Source organism: Methylotuvimicrobium buryatense 5G (assembly GCF_000341735.1).
Classification (GTDB): domain Bacteria; phylum Pseudomonadota; class Gammaproteobacteria; order Methylococcales; family Methylomonadaceae; genus Methylotuvimicrobium; species Methylotuvimicrobium buryatense.
In genome coordinates, this window is the sequence record NZ_KB455575.1 from 4,331,592 (window position 1) to 4,347,681 (window position 16,090).

Below are 16,090 nucleotides of genomic sequence, written 5' to 3' on the forward strand. Positions count from 1 at the left end.
CGGGTGCCTCCTTAGGCACTGCCGAAATTTGAAGTGCGAAAGGTATATCTCGATCATTTTCCCGGTTCGTCGAGTCAGGAAATCAGATTGCAGCAACGCGTTTCCGAATATAATTTTATTGAGATTGTTAATGAGTGCTCCGCATATAGGATTTATTAGTTTGGGTTGCCCTAAAGCCTTGGTCGACAGCGAACGGATATTAACCAAGCTTCGATCCGAAGGCTACGAAGTGTCCCCGAGCTACAAGGAAGCCGATTTGGTAGTCGTCAATACCTGCGGCTTTATCGACGCAGCCGTCGAAGAATCGTTGGATAGCATTGGCGAAGCATTGGCCGAAAATGGACGAGTCATAGTGACCGGCTGTCTTGGGGCCAGAGAGGACGAGATCAGAGCCAGGCACCCGCAGGTATTGAAAATTACCGGCGCGCATGCGCTGGAAGAAGTCGTTGCGGCCGTCCATGAGCATTTGCCGCCGATACACGATCCGTTTACCAGTCTTGTGCCCCCGCAAGGGATTAAATTGACGCCCAAGCATTACGCTTATTTGAAAATTTCCGAAGGCTGTAATCACCGTTGCACCTTTTGCATCATTCCGTCGATGCGCGGCGATTTGGTCAGCCGTCCTATCAGCGAAGTCATGCTCGAGGCCGAACGCCTGGCTAATGCCGGGGTTAAAGAATTGCTGATCGTCTCACAGGATACCAGTGCTTACGGGCTCGATCTGAAATACCAGGCAGGACAATGGCGAGGTAGGGAGATTCGGACTCGTTTTTATGAATTGTCGGAAGCGTTGGGAGACTTAGGTATCTGGGTCAGAATGCATTATGTGTATCCCTATCCGCATGTCGACGAAGTTATCCCGTTGATGGCTGACGGTAAAATCCTACCTTATCTGGATATTCCGTTTCAGCACGCCGATAGTCGCATACTGAAGTTAATGAAGCGACCGGCGGCTGCCGAAAACAATTTAGAACGCATTAATGCCTGGCGGAAAATCTGCCCGGATATTACGATTCGCAGCACCTTCATAGTCGGTTTTCCCGGTGAAACCGAGCAAGAATTCGAGCAATTATTACAGTTTTTAACTGACGCGCAGTTAGATCGGGTAGGTTGTTTCGCATATTCGCCGGTTAAAGGTGCTGCGGCCAACGATTTGTCGGGTCAGCTTCCTGAGGCAGTCAAACAAGAAAGATTAGTCCGGTTTATGGAGCATCAGGCGCAAATCAGTGCTGCGAAATTGCGTAGGCGAATCGGACGCGTCGAGACCGTTATTATTGATGAAGTTGTCGAAGAAGGTGCGGTCGCGCGAAGCAAAGCGGATGCTCCGGAAATCGACGGGCAAGTTTTTATCGACGGTGCGGTGCATTTAAAAGTCGGTGATTTTGCGACAGTGGAACTGGAGGAATCGGACGAGCACGATTTTTGGGCGCGCTTAATTTGATCGAGGCGGTTGATTTTATACTCATCGTAGATCAAAATTCGGCACCGGGGTGTCCGTCAAAGGACGCCGTGAATACATCCCTGTAGGCTCTATGCCAGCTCCATGCTGGCAAAGCCTTTGCCGCACATCCCGGTGCCTCCTCAGGCACTGCCGAAATTTGAAGTACGAAAGGTATAAATATTTCTACGGTGTTTTTATCCAAAGATTGAATAAGGTCACATTGGTTTTTTTAACTGTATCAAATTATTGGCTTTTTAGTACTGATGTACAATGGTTTTTGTTCTCAAAATGCATACAATGGACTGTAGTTTAATTAACAATAATGAACGGAGGTGTTATGCAATATAAAACCAGCAGATGTAAAATATTGTTAGCTGCAATGGGGGTAATCCTGCTTTCTTTTGCAGGGTTGGGAGTTTCGTCGGCGAGTGAAGCGGTAATTATTACTCAAGCTAACGGACAGTGGTCGTTGGCGGGGTGGTATGGTTTTAGCGTGATTTTGGCATTGATCGGTTTTATTGCCGCAAAATCGAAAAATTGATTTTCCCTTTCACAGGCGTTCTGTTGAACGCCTGTGCTTTCATCTAAGGCAATCATACAAATTGCTTTTTTCCTTTCATAAATCAAGTTTCGGCGCCCACTTTTGAGGGCTCGGGCTGTTAGCCGGATTTGCCACGTTCAAAAGAAATCAATAATCTATACTGGCGGAGTTCAAAAACGCAGAATAGTTTTCTTATTTGTTGTTCACAGACTATCCTATCCAGCGAAAAACTGTGTAATATGCCGGCCTGAATATAATTAATTAAAGTTAACGATGAGCATGAGGAAAATTACCGTTTCATGAAACTTGCATTGCTTTCCAGAAATCCTAAGTTGTACTCCACGCGGCGATTGATAGAGGCGGCGGAAGCAAGAGGCCACCAAATTGAAGTCATCGACGTGTTGCGTTGTTATATGGAAATTACGTCGACAAAGCCGGGTATTCATTATAAAGGTACGGTATTGGAGGGATTCGATGCGGTCATTCCTAGAATCGGCGCGTCGGTAACGTTTTATGGTACGGCGGTGCTTCGTCAGTTTGAAATGATGGGGACTTATCCGCTCAATGAATCGGTTGCGATTTCAAGGTCGAGGGACAAGCTGCGTTCATTGCAGTTATTATCCCGCAAAGGTATCGGTTTGCCGGTGACCGGTTTCGCACATAAGCCGGACGATATTGAAGATTTGATCAAAATGGTCGGAGGGGCTCCGGTGGTCATCAAGCTTCTCGAAGGCACCCAGGGTATCGGCGTCGTATTGGCTGAAACGAAAAAAGCGGCGGAAAGCGTTATCGAAGCTTTTATGGGCTTGAAGGCCGATATATTGGTTCAGGAGTTCATTAAGGAAGCCGATGGCGCGGATATTCGTTGTTTCGTAGTCGGGGATAAAGTCGTAGCGACGATGAAGCGGCAAGGCGGCGAAGGCGAGTTTCGTTCGAATCTTCATCGGGGCGGGACTTCGTCGTTAATCCGGATTACGCCGGAAGAGCGCTCGATCGCGGTTCGCGCAGCTAAAACGATGGGTTTAAATGTCGCGGGCGTCGATATGTTGCGTTCGAATCATGGACCAGTCGTGATGGAAGTCAACTCCTCTCCGGGATTGGAAGGCATCGAAACGGCAACAGGCAAAGACATCGCAGGCATGATTATCAGTTTTATCGAAAAGGATTGTCTCGGCAAATCCACGCGGACCAAAGGCAAGGGCTGACATGACGGAATTGTTCATCGGCGGTCAGAAAATTAAAGCCGGCGAACGCAGAACTCTGGATATTCCGTTGCCGAATCTTTATACCCATACCGTTGTTCCGATGACGGTACATGTGATTAACGGCCGGCAAAGCGGACCAAAACTTTTCGTCTGTGCGGCGATACACGGTGATGAGATCAATGGTATCGAAATCATCCGTCGTTTGCTGCAGTCGCCGGCGTTGCGTAATATCAAAGGGACTTTGATTGCGGTACCGATCGTCAATATTTATGGCTTTGTTAGGCATTCGCGTTACTTACCCGACCGCCGCGACTTGAACCGGGTTTTTCCCGGATCCGATAAAGGCTCGTTGGCCGGTAGGCTGGCATCGCTTTTTTTTCATGAAATCGTCGAGCAATGCACGCACGGTATCGATTTGCATACCGGAGCGATTCATCGCGATAATCTGCCGCAAATTCGCGCCGATTTGAATGAAGGCGAAGAAACCGAGACTTTAGCGAGGGTTTTTGCCGCTCCGGTTATTTTAAACTCGGATGTGCGGGACGGTTCATTGCGGGCGATCGCCGCGGAACATAAAATTCCATTGTTGGTATACGAAGCCGGCGAGGCGTTACGCTATGACGAACTGTCGATCAGGATCGGGCTGCGCGGCATTATACGTGTGATGAGGCAATTAGGCATGATTCGTCAGGAAACAGCTAAACGAAAAAGCAAACTGCCGGAACCGGTTGTCGCTCGTTCGAGCTATTGGGCCAGGTCTTCCAAAAGCGGCTTATTAAGAGCGATGGTTTCGTTGGGAGCTAAAGTTGATAAAGGCGAAACGCTCGGTGCGGTTAGCGATCCGTTTTATCTTGAAGACGATAATATCACAGCGCCGAATTCCGGCATTATCATCGGTAAGACTAATCTGCCGATCGTCACCGAAGGCGAGGCGTTGTTTCATATAGCCCGATTCGGTAAAGCCGACAATGCCGCCGACGTCGTAGAGCAATATCAGCACGAATTCAATCCGATGAATGAAGCTTATGAGTGGTCTGAAACCCCAATTGTTTGAACTTGGAAAATGCCATAATCAAGAAGACCGATTTTAGGGTTTAGATTGGTAAGTTAAATTGATCCTATAAAAAGCATTTTGTCCACGAAACACACGAAAATCACGAAAATAGTCAAATTGTTATACTTTCCAAGTGTAAGTATTCAGCCCTCTCCAGGAAAATAAGAGTTCGCTCATTCCCAAGCTCTTTGTTTGGGAATGCAATACGAGAAGCTCCAGCTTCTCGAAACCGGTAAGCAAGAGCTTACGTGAAGGGCTTCCCAAACCGTAGTTTGGAAAACAGCGGAGAGGGGCAGAATACTTACTTCCAAGTTGCTTACCCAAGGGGTGATTCAAGATATTTATGTGACTGTATGATTACTTTCGTGTGTGTCTTGATTTTCGTGGACTGACTGCCGATTTAGGTTGATCAACAAGCGGGCATCCCAGGTGGAACTGATGCCTTATTTTGATAAATTATTGGAAATTCTTTATGAAGGAAACTCAACAAACCGATCTGAAAGCCCAGAATAAGCCTTGGGGATGTTATGCGCCAACTGCGGCAACAAGGGTTTTGAGGTTGATTGCCGCATTAGGTATAAGCCGAGGTCAATTAAGGAAATGGGTGGCTAGACAATGGAAAAAGTCGGGTTGGCATTTTGTCGATTATGAGAAGCAAGGTATCCGGTATCGATTGGATATTCTCAATAATACGACCGATGAAAAAATTCTCACATCTTCAAAAATTTATGATAAAGAAGAGATCGAATTTCTGGCTGAACGAGGGTCGGGGCTAAATTCGTGTTTTGTCGACGTGGGGGCGAATACCGGTTATTACTCGCTGAGTCTTGCACAAAAAGGGTTTAAAAAAATTCTGGCAATCGAACCGAACCCGCCGACTTTGAGCTTGTTAAAAAATAATGTTGAGCTTAATGGGTTAGAGTCTGTGATCGAAGTCATGCCGGTTTGTGTCGGCGAAGAAGGCGATGTGCCTTTTTATTCAACGGGCGTATTAGGCGGGGCCAGTCGGCTTGCGCCATCGGCATCAACCCGAGAAATAACACTACCGTCTCTTCCGCTTGAGAAAATTTTGTTAATGCAAGGTATCGATAAGATTAGCTCATTAAAAATCGATATCGAGGGTTACGAAGATCGAGCCTTAGCGCCGTTTTTTTTGCATGCGCCCGAGTCGCTTTGGCCGATACGCATTGTCATCGAGGATTGTCACAAAGATAAATGGGAAACGGATGTCGTCGAGCTCATGCTTGAAAAGGGCTATCGTCTCGTCAAGCAAACAAGAGGCAATGCTTTTCTGGAAAAAGACGAATAAAAATCAACGGCTTTGTTTAACGCCCATGCGTTGATGTTTTCATAACCATTTCTTATGCCGGAAGAAAATCAGCAGGCTCATTGCCGTAGCGAGACTGACCGACCAGAACACCGGATAGGACCATGCCCATTTCAGTTCCGGCATGTAATCGAAATTCATGCCGTAAACGCCGGCCAGAAAGGTTAGCGGTATAAAAATCGTCGCAAAAACGGTCAATACTTTCATGACTTCATTCATTTTATTACTGAGACTGGACAAATAAATTTCCAGTAGGCCGGCGATCAAATCCCGGTAAGTATCCAGTCCCTCGGCGACGCGAATCGTATGGTCGTAAACGTCGCGCAGATATACTTTGGTCGTATCGCGTATTAGGTCGGATTCCGAACGAAGCAGACCGTTCAAGACCTCTCTAAGCGGCGAAACCGCTCGTCGAACGAAAATCATGCCTCGTTTCAACTTTTGAATCGTATTCAGCATGTCGGGCGAGGGCGAAAGGAGCAATTGATCTTCGAGGTTTTCGACAATTTCATCCAGACTGTCTTCGATCAAAAAATAGTGATCCACGACCAAGTCGATAATACTGTAACTCAAATAATCCGCACCCTGACTACGAAATTTCCCCCGGCTGTTTTGGATTCTGCGGATTATCGGATGTAGTAGATCCGATTCCGATTCTTCAAAGGTCAAGATGAAATTACTGCCGAGTATTAAGCTGAACTGTTCGTTATCGAAAGTCAGAGATTCCGCGTCGAATCGTATGACCCTGAGCACGATGAAAATAATATCGTCGAACTCCTCTACTTTGGGCCGTTGATGGGTATTGGCAATGTCTTCCAGTACCAGTTGATGAATAGTGAACTCTTTCCCGAGTTGTTCGATCAACTCGACGTCGTGCAGACCGGTGATGCTGAACCACGATACGGTGGGCTTGTCTTTCGGCGGAATCAACTCCGAAACGGTCTTGATCTCACGTTCGATCAAGATGTCTTTATTGAATTCGATCAGTTTGATTTTACCGGTCGTTTCCAGTCTTTCTCCGACATGAATAACGCTGCCCGGCGCAAGGCCGAATTTTTCGGAAGAACTGCTTAACGATTGGAGTTGAGTCATCGTCGTTCGAGAAGGTTCATCATGTGTTGTCCAAAATTAAAACTCAATGGTTTGTCCCACTTCGGGAAGCGTAGCGTCCCAGTCGGTACGGTGAAAACACGTGCGTAACGAATGAGAGGCGTTGAGTTCGCCGTGGATCAAATACAGCCGGGGTTTCGGGTCTTTGAACGCCGAGGCCCAACGGAGCAATTGGCTTTGGTCGGCATGTGCGCTCAAGCCGCCGAGCGTATGAATAGTGGCTTGCACATGGATTTGACTGCCGAGAATTTTCAAGTCTTTCTGACCTTCGACCAAGGTCCGGCCGAGAGTGCCCTGGGCCTGAAAACCGACGAACACGATATGCGCATTGCGCCGCCAGAGATTGTATTTCAGATGATGGCGGATGCGTCCGCCGGTACACATGCCGCTGCCGGCGATGATGATGCTGCCGCCGACGATGCGGTTGATCGCTATCGAGTCTTCAGTCGATTCGGAATAGACCAGATTCGGTAGCCAGGTTTGCCAACCGTCTTTGCGTTTGGCGATGTTTTTGAACTCGGGGTCGTCATCGTTGAACAAGTGGCTATGATCGTCGTAAATCTTGCTGGCTTCGATCGCCATCGGGCTATCGAGAAATACCTGCTGCTGAGGCAGCGCGTCTTCTCGATAAAGTTTACCTAGCCAATAAATCAAGTCTTGGGTACGTCCGACCGCGAATGATGGAATAATCACATTGCCGCCGTTCTCGTGAGCTGCGATGAGTATTTCGCGTAATTCGTCGAGCGTCGTGTCTAATGGCTTGTGATCGCGATCGCCATAAGTCGATTCCAATAACAGAATATCCGCTTCGGTGAGTTGTTCCGGATCGTACAGCAAAGGCGAATGCGGATTGCCGAGATCGCCGGAAAACACCAAGGTTTTTTGTTGCGGGCCGTTGTTTGATTTCAATTCGACAATCGCCGATCCGAGAATGTGTCCTGCATCATGAAAAGTGACCGACAAGCCAGGGACGATTTCAGTCGGTTCGCGATAGGCGATAGGCTTACGAAGTTGCAGCAGGTTTTCGACATCTTCGAGCGTATAAAGCGGTTCGAGCAATTTTTTTCCGGAACGTTGGCGCCGTTTGTTTTCCCACTCAGTATCGCGCAGTTGCAGTAATGCGGCGTCTTTGAGTAACAGGTCGAGCAGATGAGAGCTGCCTTCGGTCAGGAAAAGATCGCCTCTGAAACCGTCTTTATAAAGTTGCGGCAGACGTCCCGAGTGATCCAGATGGGCATGCGACAACACGACCGCGTCGATGCTCGACGGGTTGAACGGGAATCGGGATCGGTTTTGTTTGTCGGCTGCTTTGCCACCCTGAAATATGCCGCAATCGATCAAAATGCGCTTAGCGTTCGATTCCAAGAGATAGCAGGAACCAGTCACCTGGCCGGTGGCGCCGAGGAAAGTGAGTGTATTCATAGCCCTTTCTGTTTGTGACGGTTTTATTTGGGATGGTCTTGCCTGCCTCGGTGGACAGTTTGGCGGTCCACCGTATGGCTGGGATTATTTTTTAATACGATCGATGATGCGCTGGTAGGCGCCGGTCAGTTCCTCGGCGACAACTTTGGCTGCAGAGACCAATTCCTCGGTCGTTTCTTTGGTATCGTCTTTGATTTCCTCTGCTTTGTGTTTTAATTCGGTCCATTTTGTTTCGGCATGTTCCCATTCGTCTTTCGCTTCCTTACCGGCAAGATTTAATTGGACAGCGATTTCATCGCGTTGTTGTCTGATTTTGTCGGACAGGCGTTCCAAGTCTTTCAAAAGGTCCATGGTGTTCTCCTCGTTTGTGCAGTGTTGTCTTGTTTTTATGGCTAAAATGAGTTGCTCGGGATGGATCTGAGCATGGTTGAGTATAATTCAATTCTTTGACGGCTTGGGAAGGAATTTTGAAAGAAGAAAAAAGAAAGAGGAAAGAGGAAAGAGGAAAGAGGAAAGCTGCGTAGCCCGGATGGCAATGCCTAGCTTAGCATCCATCTAACCTTAATATCGACAACCCTTACCGATATGACGAATAAAGCCATAAAAGGACCGTAGAGTAGGCGCTAAGCTGGCTCTTATGGCTTAGAAGTCACGCCATTTCCGCACTCCGCTATGCCGCATTCGGGTTATATGTGTTTACAGCAGGATGCGCATAGGGTGAAATCGGAAAAAATCCTGATGAATAACGGGAAGTTTACTCAATGCCGATATTGGGCGTTGGCCCATAATAAGCGATTTAATTTTTGCTTATACCGACTATGAAACAGTTACTGATCATTCTATTCAATTTCCTGATTTTTCCAGTGGTCGCCTTGGCGCACGGACCGACACCGCAAAAAGCCAAAGAGAGTATTGCCATTGAGGCGCCGGCGGACAAAGTTTGGGATGCGGTCAAGCAATTCGGTTCGATCGCCGATTGGCATGACGATGTACAAAAAAGCGAGGGCGACGGTAAGCACGAGTCGGGCGGCAAGCGCACGCTGACGTTTACCAACGGAGAACAACTCGTCGATGAGCTCGATTATTACAGCGACGAAAACCGCGAATACAGTTACCGCCTGAACAAGGAGAATGTCAAGGCGCTACCGGTCAGCTCCTATTCGATCGAGCTGCAAGTTGCACCGGGCGAGAGCGATAGCAGTAGCATCGTGACCTTGAAAAGCCGATTTTATCGCGGCGATACCGGCAACACACCACCCGATCACTTGAATGATGAAGCGGCGGTCAAAGCGATGACTCAGTATTTTAAAAACGGCTTGACCGGTTTGAAGAAAAAATTGGAAGAATAATCAATGCGCCCGGATTACTTGCCCGGGCGCATTCTTTCAGCAAGTGGAACGATTTTCTGTTTTTTTAGACAAACGTAACACAGTAATACCGCTTAATAATAACCACAGTGCCGAAGGCAGAGGAACGGTGTCTCCCGCGGCAAAATTGTGTGTCCAATAGCTGTAATAAGGGTCGGCACTCGGGTCGAAAACCAGTCCTACCCCAAGGTCGGTAAACCAATCCAATAAAATGTTCTCGCGATGTCCGAAACGGCCCATCCAGCCGTCGCCGAAGATTCCTTTGGAGGCGTGCCAAGCGTCCCAGGTCAAATCATTCCAACCGTTACCTACGTCATCCTATGAATTGAAAGCTTGTATAAACCGTTATTGGTAGAGAAAAGGCTCAATTCATTCAAATCGGAGGAGTCGTACATAACCAGTCGCGCCGACTCTTGTGCCGGTAGCATGGTTAATTGGCCCTCGGAAAAGGTTACTCCGTATCCTGCTGCAATGTTTTCTCCCCAGCCTCCGCTCGGTTGATTCCAGGGCATTTTGGATTAGTGCGCCAGATTGTCTATGATGCCGTGCCGGCTAGCGAGTAGAGTCATCTCGGCGACCGATTTGACACCGAGTTTTTCTTTAATTGAGGTGCCGTGATTGCACACAGTCTTGTAACTCAAGCAGAGCTTTTCAGCTGCTTTGCGCGTCGTATAGCCTCTAGCCAATAAACAAAATACGTCGAATTCGCGCGGCGACAATTGTTTGATTTGTTCCGATTCGTCCTTTTCGGATGCGATGTTGAAGGCCAGTTGTTGCGCTAATTCGGGTTCGACATAACTGCCGCCGGCGGCGATTTGACAGACTGCCGCGACTAGCGTTTCGGGAACGCTGTTTTTGGTGATGTAGCCTTTTGCTCCGGCCTTAATAGCGCGGGTCACATAGACCAATTCATTATGGATGCTAAACACTAAGATTTTACAATTCGGATCGCGCGCAATCAGCCGCCGAATGCTTTCAAAGCCGCCGATGCCGGGCATAGACAAGTCCATCACGACGATATTCGGTTGATACTGAGTGTAGAGTTGGCAAGCGGTTTCGCCCTTGTCGGCCTCGTAAATATCGCCGATTTTATTCGACAGTGAAAGGTAGGTTTTGTAACCGGCCCTAACCACGGCATGGTCGTCCACCAGCAAGACATCGATCTTATCGGACACGTTGTTACTTCTCCATACAATTAAACCGGGAATGATGTCGGATATTTAACGGCAAAGCCATGGGAGCTTTTCCCGAATTTGAATGCCGACATACTCTCGGGATATTTTCCCTGTTTTTTCTTAGCGCTTTTCCCGTCATCTGGGTGCTGTATTCCGTAACGTCGCATCCCGCTCCTTCCGTATGATTACCGTCCGTGCGCTGCCCTCTATGAATGATTCGTTATGCGCCTTGATCAAGCTAAGCCGGTTGTAACAACAAACACCGCAATCAATAGGGGGCCGCGCCGACATTATGCGAAAAATCAATCTGGAGGAATTATGCAACACCATAAAAAACGCGAACTCTGGGGCGCGGCGGCATTAGTGTCGGGCGTCTTGTTGGCCGCGTCGCAGCCGGCGCAGGCCAATCAAGCGTTAGATAAGTTGTCCAAACAAAATACCAATTGGGTCATGCAGACCAAGGATTACAGCTCGACTCACTATAGCGAGTTGTACGACATCAACATCACGAATGTACAAAATCTGAAGCCGGCCTGGTCATTTTCAACCGGCGTTCTGAACGGTCATGAAGGCGGGCCTCTGGTCGTCGACGGCATTATGTATGTGCACTCGCCCTACCCGAACAATGTTTTTGCGATCGATCTGAACAACCCGGATAAAATTCTGTGGCAATTCAAACCGAAGCAAAATCCGGCCGCGCGCGCTGTGGCCTGCTGCGACGTCGTCAACCGCGGCTTAGCTTACGCGCCGCAAGGCAAGGATTATCCGGCGACGATCTTTTTAAATCAATTGGACGGCCATGTCGTCGCATTGAACGCGAAGACCGGCGAACTGCTATGGAAAATGGAAAACTCCGACATCGCCATGGGCTCGACGCTGACCGTGGCGCCGTTCGTCGCCGAGGATAAAGTCATCGTCGGCACATCGGGCGCCGAATTGGGCGTCAGAGGTTACGCGACTGCTTACAATATCAAAGACGGCAAGCAAGCCTGGCGCGTCTATGCAACCGGTCCCGACGAAGATATCAAGTTGTCGAAAGACTTCAATAAGGCCAATCCGCATTACGGGCAGTTCGGTCTGGGGCTGAAAACCTGGGAAGGCGACGCGTGGAAGATCGGCGGCGGAACCAACTGGGGTTGGTACGCTTACGATCCTGACTTGAGAATGCTGTACTACGGATCGGGTAACCCGGCGCCATGGAACGAAACGATGCGTCCCGGCGACAACAAATGGACAATGACGATCTGGGGCCGCGACATCGATTCCGGCGAGGCGAAGTTTGGTTATCAAAAAACGCCTCACGACGAATGGGATTACGCCGGCGTCAACTATATGGGACTGTCCGAGCAAAAGGTCAACGGCAAAATGACCAAGTTGCTGACGCATCCCGACCGTAACGGCATCGTCTATACGCTGAACCGCGAAAACGGCGATCTGGTCAGCGCGTTCAAGATCGACAATACCGTCAATTGGGTCAAGCACGTCGATCTGAAAACCGGTCTGCCGGTGCGCGATCCTGAATATTCGACACGCATGGACCACGAAGCGAAAGGTATTTGTCCTTCGGCGATGGGCTACCACAACCAAGGCATCGAATCCTACGACCCGAACAAGCAATTGTTCTTCATGGGCATTAACCATATCTGTATGGATTGGGAACCGTTCATGCTGCCTTACCGGGCCGGCCAATTCTTCGTTGGCGCGACGTTGAACATGTATCCGGGACCGAAAGGCACGCTGGGACAAGTCAAGGCAATGAACGCGGTAACGGGCGAGTTCGAATGGGAAGTTCAGGAAAAATTCGCGGTTTGGGGCGGCACGACCGCAACAGCCGGCGACTTGGTCTTCTACGGCACGTTGGACGGCTACATCAAGGCCTTGAACTCGAAAACCGGCGAAGAACTGTGGAAGTTCAAACTGCCTTCCGGCGTGATCGGTCATCCGATTACCTATAAACACGAAGGCAAGCAATATGTCGCGATCTATTACGGTGTCGGCGGTTGGCCTGGCGTTGGTCTGGTCTTCGATTTGAAAGACCCGTCGGCCGGTTTGGGCGCGGTCGGTGCGTTTAAGGAATTGGCGCATCACACCCAAATGGGCGGCGGCGTGATGGTGTTCTCGTTGTAAGAAATTAAGGCATGAATGTCGGGTTACGGCTTTTTGTCTAACCCGACCCACCTAATGAGGGCTAAATGAAACAACTGAATGACATTTTGACTGCGTTGGCTATTGGCTTGGCTGTGTCGGCTTCGGCTCATGCAAGCGAAGAGCCTCTGAAAGTGTGCAATGCCGAAAACGAAATGCCTTATGCGAACAAAAAAGGCGAAGGCTTCGAAAACAAGATCGCACAAGTCGTAGGCGAGGCACTCGGACGGCCGATCGAATATGTTAATTGGACCGATGCGCGCTATTTCGTGCGCGATTATTTGGATAAAGGTTTGTGCGATGTCGTGATAGGTATGGATGCCGGCGATCCGCGTGTGCTGACGACTGAACCGTATTATCGGTCGGGTTATGTATTTATCAGTCGCGTTAAGGACGGACTGGATCTTCACGGTTGGGACAGCAATGCATTGATGAATGCCGAGCGCATCGCCTTCATTCCGGGCACCCCGGCCGAAGTGATGATGCGCAAGATCGGACGTTACAACGACCAATTCAACTACATGCATGAACTGGTCGGCTTTAAGTCGCGCCGAAATCAATATGTCAAATACGATTCGTCGAAGCTGGTCGGCGAGGTCGCCTCAGGCAAGGCTGAAGTTGCGGTGCTGTGGGGACCGTCTGCAGCACGCTATGTCAAGGAATCCGCGACGCCTCTGACGATGGCGGTCATTCCGGACAACAACGTCCGCGCCGACGGCGAGAAAGTCGGCTTTCACTACAGCACCTCGATGGGCGTGCGCAAGGAAGATACTAAATTGCTCGAACAGTTGAATCAGGTGCTGGCCGAGCGCCGTCAAGACATCGATCGAATTTTGAGCGCCGAGGGCATACCGGTCGTTTCGGAACCCGCACAGGCGTTGGCATCACAATAAACAGGAAACGAAAAAAATGAAATTAACACAACTTATGGCCGCTATTTTGGCCGGAACGGCTTTGATGAGCACTGCGGTCCATGCCGAAATTACTTTGCGTAATGCGATTACTGGCGAACAGCTGGATATGAGCTTCGCTAAAAAGGGCGGCGATACTGAAGCGTTCAAGCAATTCATGCAAGACGGAAAGAATCCTTATAACGGCAACGAAGAAGTGGTTGCTGAAGGGAAAAGTCTTTATATGACCGGCTGTTCAGGTTGTCACGGCCATGAAGCGGAAGGCAAGCTTGGCCCTGCTCTAGCCGACGATTACTGGACTTATCCTAGCGGCGAGACCGATCAGGGCTTATTCGAAATTTTATTCGGCGGCGCGCAAGGCATGATGGGGCCGCAATATGTCAACTTCAATACCGATGAAATGCTGAAAATTATGGCGTTCATTCGCAGCATTTACACCGGCGATACTAGTAAAGCCAAATGGCTTAAATAAACAGCGAGGTTAACACGATGAAAAAAACATTATTGCTCGGCGCCGCGAGTTTCGCGGTTGCTTTGTCGTCTTCCGCAATGGCCTACGACGGGACTAACTGCAAGGAACCCGGCGTTTGTTGGGAACCGAAACCGGGTTTTCCGGATAAGGTAGCGGGTAGCAAATACGACCCGAAACACGACCCTAATGAACTGAATAAACAAGCGCAATCGATCAAAGAAATGGAAGCCCGCAATCAGAAACGAACGGAGCATCTGTCTAAAACCGGCAAGTTTGTTTATGAGGTAGAAGAAATCAATTAAGACCGTATACCGTTTCCCCCTGCCAATGTACGCATGGCGTGTGGAAACGCATATCGTGCTGAATTGCCGGTATGATCTTTCCCCCTCGGAAACCGGAGGCTGATTTTACCGCCGGTTTCATTAGTGATCTTTGAAGACTAATATGACTTCGCCCCTGAAAGCTGCAGGCTGGATGGGGCCTTTTTTATCTCTGCCATGACAGACAAATTACTGAACGATTGGCGCGAAAAGGCGCTGCAATTCGAGCAACAAATCAACCGAGTCGTGATCGGCCAGCAAGAAGCCGTTCGAAATATCGTGATCGCGGTATTCGCTCGCGGACACGTTTTGCTCGAAGGCAATGTCGGCGTCGGCAAGACCACTTTGCTGCGCGCGGTCGCGCAAGGGCTCGGCGGACAATATCAGCGTATCGAAGGCACGATCGATTTGATGCCGGCCGATCTGATTTATTACACTTATTTAAACAGCGACGGCAAGCCCTGCGTCGATCCGGGGCCGTTGTTGAAACAAGGCGAGCAACTCTCGACCTTCTTTTTTAACGAAATTAACCGCGCCCGGCCGCAGGTACACTCGCTACTGCTGCGCGTAATGGCCGAACGAAGCGTCGGCGCATTCAATCGGGATTATCTTTTTCCGCATATTCAAGTATTCGCCGACCGCAACCGGGTCGAGAAAGAAGAAACCTTCGAATTGCCGGCCGCCGCACGCGACCGCTTTTTGATGGAAATCGGCATTGAGATGCCGAATGACGATACCGTTTTGGATGATTTGATGTTCAACCAGCGCTTTCACGATGTCGATGCCTTGGTTGCGGAAATCGATAGCGGTTTGATTCCTTATTATCAACTCAACGAATGGTTCGTTCGGATCCAACAAGCGATCGAGCCGAGTCCTGCCTTGCGCCGATACGCGCTCGATCTGTGGAAGGCCGCTGCCGAACCCGGTCGCTACGGGATTAGTCTGAGTGATGTCGATATGTCTCAATTGATACAGGCGGGCGCCAGTCCTCGGGGCATGAGTTATCTGATACGCGCCGCGAAAATCCGCGCTTGGCTCGAGAGTCGCACGGTATTGCTGCCCGAGGACGTTCAAGCGGTCTATCGGGTGACGATGGCGCACCGCATCTTTCTGAATCCGATCATGGCCTATCGCAAAGACGAGCTGATGCCAGCGTTGATCGACGGGATTTTGGAGGCGATCGCCGCGCCTTGAGGGTTGGGGACGCGGGAAGCGATAAGCGGTGAAAGAAGAAAGATGAAAGATGAAAGATGAAAGATGAAAGATGAAAGATGAAAGATGAAAGATGAATGGAGTCCTTTGTGGGAGCGATCCCCAGATCGCGATTTCGAAGCCGGTAAGCTTGGGCGACAATAAACGATATCGAAGTCGCATTGGCCAAGCTTCCTCGTTCCCAACGCTCCAGAGGCTGTGAAAGTATTGGAAAATATACCTTTCGCACTTCAAATTTCGGCAGTGCCCGAGGAGGCGCCGGGGTGTCCGACAAAGGCTTTGCCAGCATGGAGCTGGCATAGAGCCTACATGGACGTATTCACGGCGTCCTTTGGCGGACACCCCGGTGCCGAATTTTGATCTACGATGGGTATACATCATAAAAAAT

General features: G+C 49.4%; 16 protein-coding genes. 11 read left to right on the plus strand and 5 right to left on the minus strand.

All coding sequences use genetic code 11. The annotated features are described in order from the left end of the window. Window positions 1–130: 130 nt before the first annotated feature. The 5 genes from rimO (at window position 131) to METBU_RS24775 (ending at window position 5,550) form a co-directional block, all read left to right on the plus strand. The gene (rimO, locus tag METBU_RS0119410; protein ID WP_017842194.1) at window positions 131–1,441 is read left to right on the plus strand and encodes a 30S ribosomal protein S12 methylthiotransferase RimO; all 1,311 of its coding nucleotides are present in this window, start codon (window positions 131–133) and stop codon (window positions 1,439–1,441) included. Window positions 1,442–1,778: 337 nt separating this feature from the next. Continuing rightward, the gene (locus tag METBU_RS0119415; RefSeq protein WP_017842195.1) at window positions 1,779–1,982 is read left to right on the plus strand and encodes a hypothetical protein; all 204 of its coding nucleotides are present in this window, start codon (window positions 1,779–1,781) and stop codon (window positions 1,980–1,982) included. 299 nt (window positions 1,983–2,281) lie between these two features. Next, on the plus strand, window positions 2,282–3,187 hold the full coding sequence (gene rimK / locus METBU_RS0119420) for a 30S ribosomal protein S6--L-glutamate ligase (RefSeq protein ID WP_017842196.1): 906 nt from the start codon (window positions 2,282–2,284) through the stop codon (window positions 3,185–3,187). Between the two features lies 1 nt (window position 3,188). After that, window positions 3,189–4,241, plus strand: a complete 1,053-nt coding sequence (locus tag METBU_RS0119425; RefSeq protein WP_017842197.1) for a succinylglutamate desuccinylase/aspartoacylase family protein — start codon at window positions 3,189–3,191, stop codon at window positions 4,239–4,241. 472 nt (window positions 4,242–4,713) lie between these two features. Then, on the plus strand, window positions 4,714–5,550 hold the full coding sequence (locus tag METBU_RS24775) for an FkbM family methyltransferase (protein ID WP_017842198.1): 837 nt from the start codon (window positions 4,714–4,716) through the stop codon (window positions 5,548–5,550). A 39-nt stretch (window positions 5,551–5,589) separates the two neighbouring features. Here METBU_RS24775 and corA read toward each other — a convergent pair whose 3' ends face one another. From corA to METBU_RS0119445, 3 genes are all read right to left on the minus strand, one after another. Continuing rightward, window positions 5,590–6,660: a magnesium/cobalt transporter CorA gene (gene corA / locus METBU_RS0119435; protein WP_017842199.1), complete on the minus strand. Its 1,071-nt coding sequence runs from the start codon at window positions 6,658–6,660 to the stop codon at window positions 5,590–5,592. A gap of 36 nt (window positions 6,661–6,696) precedes the next feature. Then, the gene (locus METBU_RS0119440) at window positions 6,697–8,100 is read right to left on the minus strand and encodes an MBL fold metallo-hydrolase RNA specificity domain-containing protein (RefSeq protein ID WP_017842200.1); all 1,404 of its coding nucleotides are present in this window, start codon (window positions 8,098–8,100) and stop codon (window positions 6,697–6,699) included. Between the two features lie 84 nt (window positions 8,101–8,184). Then, window positions 8,185–8,451 (minus strand): hypothetical protein, encoded by a 267-nt coding sequence (locus METBU_RS0119445; protein WP_017842201.1) that lies wholly within the window; start codon window positions 8,449–8,451, stop codon window positions 8,185–8,187. Between the two features lie 467 nt (window positions 8,452–8,918). Between METBU_RS0119445 and METBU_RS0119450 the strand changes: the two genes are divergently transcribed. Next, window positions 8,919–9,449, plus strand: a complete 531-nt coding sequence (locus METBU_RS0119450; RefSeq protein ID WP_017842202.1) for an SRPBCC family protein — start codon at window positions 8,919–8,921, stop codon at window positions 9,447–9,449. A 36-nt stretch (window positions 9,450–9,485) separates the two neighbouring features. Here METBU_RS0119450 and METBU_RS0119455 read toward each other — a convergent pair whose 3' ends face one another. After that, the gene (locus tag METBU_RS0119455) at window positions 9,486–9,758 is read right to left on the minus strand and encodes a CAP domain-containing protein (protein WP_040575362.1); all 273 of its coding nucleotides are present in this window, start codon (window positions 9,756–9,758) and stop codon (window positions 9,486–9,488) included. A gap of 227 nt (window positions 9,759–9,985) precedes the next feature. Next, on the minus strand, window positions 9,986–10,642 hold the full coding sequence (locus tag METBU_RS0119460) for a response regulator (protein ID WP_017842204.1): 657 nt from the start codon (window positions 10,640–10,642) through the stop codon (window positions 9,986–9,988). A gap of 318 nt (window positions 10,643–10,960) precedes the next feature. On the opposite strand from METBU_RS0119460, the gene METBU_RS0119465 reads away from it, so the two are divergent. The 5 genes from METBU_RS0119465 to METBU_RS0119485 all read left to right on the plus strand — a co-directional run bounded on the left by METBU_RS0119465 (window position 10,961) and on the right by METBU_RS0119485 (window position 15,684). Next, window positions 10,961–12,769 carry a methanol/ethanol family PQQ-dependent dehydrogenase gene (locus METBU_RS0119465; protein WP_017842205.1) on the plus strand — a complete coding sequence of 603 codons (1,809 nt, stop codon included), beginning with the start codon at window positions 10,961–10,963 and terminating at the stop codon, window positions 12,767–12,769. 65 nt (window positions 12,770–12,834) lie between these two features. Further along, a complete protein-coding gene (gene moxJ, locus METBU_RS0119470; protein ID WP_017842206.1) occupies window positions 12,835–13,680 on the plus strand; it encodes a methanol oxidation system protein MoxJ in 846 nt (281 codons plus the stop codon). A 16-nt stretch (window positions 13,681–13,696) separates the two neighbouring features. After that, window positions 13,697–14,170 carry a cytochrome c(L), periplasmic gene (gene moxG / locus METBU_RS0119475; protein WP_017842207.1) on the plus strand — a complete coding sequence of 158 codons (474 nt, stop codon included), beginning with the start codon at window positions 13,697–13,699 and terminating at the stop codon, window positions 14,168–14,170. 17 nt (window positions 14,171–14,187) lie between these two features. Next, window positions 14,188–14,472 (plus strand): methanol dehydrogenase [cytochrome c] subunit, encoded by a 285-nt coding sequence (locus METBU_RS0119480; protein ID WP_017842208.1) that lies wholly within the window; start codon window positions 14,188–14,190, stop codon window positions 14,470–14,472. 195 nt (window positions 14,473–14,667) lie between these two features. Continuing rightward, window positions 14,668–15,684, plus strand: a complete 1,017-nt coding sequence (locus METBU_RS0119485; protein ID WP_017842209.1) for an AAA family ATPase — start codon at window positions 14,668–14,670, stop codon at window positions 15,682–15,684. Window positions 15,685–16,090: the final 406 nt, after the last annotated feature.

Coding starts and splice junctions, on each gene's coding strand:
- moxJ (WP_017842206.1), top strand. CDS start 12,835: ATGAAACAACTGAATGACATTTTGACTGCGTTGGCTATTGGCTTGGCT.
- METBU_RS0119480 (WP_017842208.1), top strand. CDS start 14,188: ATGAAAAAAACATTATTGCTCGGCGCCGCGAGTTTCGCGGTTGCTTTG.
- METBU_RS0119445 (WP_017842201.1), bottom strand. CDS start 8,451: ATGGACCTTTTGAAAGACTTGGAACGCCTGTCCGACAAAATCAGACAA.
- corA (WP_017842199.1), bottom strand. CDS start 6,660: ATGACTCAACTCCAATCGTTAAGCAGTTCTTCCGAAAAATTCGGCCTT.
- METBU_RS24775 (WP_017842198.1), top strand. CDS start 4,714: ATGAAGGAAACTCAACAAACCGATCTGAAAGCCCAGAATAAGCCTTGG.
- moxG (WP_017842207.1), top strand. CDS start 13,697: ATGAAATTAACACAACTTATGGCCGCTATTTTGGCCGGAACGGCTTTG.
- METBU_RS0119465 (WP_017842205.1), top strand. CDS start 10,961: ATGCAACACCATAAAAAACGCGAACTCTGGGGCGCGGCGGCATTAGTG.
- rimK (WP_017842196.1), top strand. CDS start 2,282: ATGAAACTTGCATTGCTTTCCAGAAATCCTAAGTTGTACTCCACGCGG.
- METBU_RS0119415 (WP_017842195.1), top strand. CDS start 1,779: ATGCAATATAAAACCAGCAGATGTAAAATATTGTTAGCTGCAATGGGG.
- METBU_RS0119440 (WP_017842200.1), bottom strand. CDS start 8,100: ATGAATACACTCACTTTCCTCGGCGCCACCGGCCAGGTGACTGGTTCC.
- METBU_RS0119450 (WP_017842202.1), top strand. CDS start 8,919: ATGAAACAGTTACTGATCATTCTATTCAATTTCCTGATTTTTCCAGTG.
- METBU_RS0119485 (WP_017842209.1), top strand. CDS start 14,668: ATGACAGACAAATTACTGAACGATTGGCGCGAAAAGGCGCTGCAATTC.
- rimO (WP_017842194.1), top strand. CDS start 131: ATGAGTGCTCCGCATATAGGATTTATTAGTTTGGGTTGCCCTAAAGCC.
- METBU_RS0119425 (WP_017842197.1), top strand. CDS start 3,189: ATGACGGAATTGTTCATCGGCGGTCAGAAAATTAAAGCCGGCGAACGC.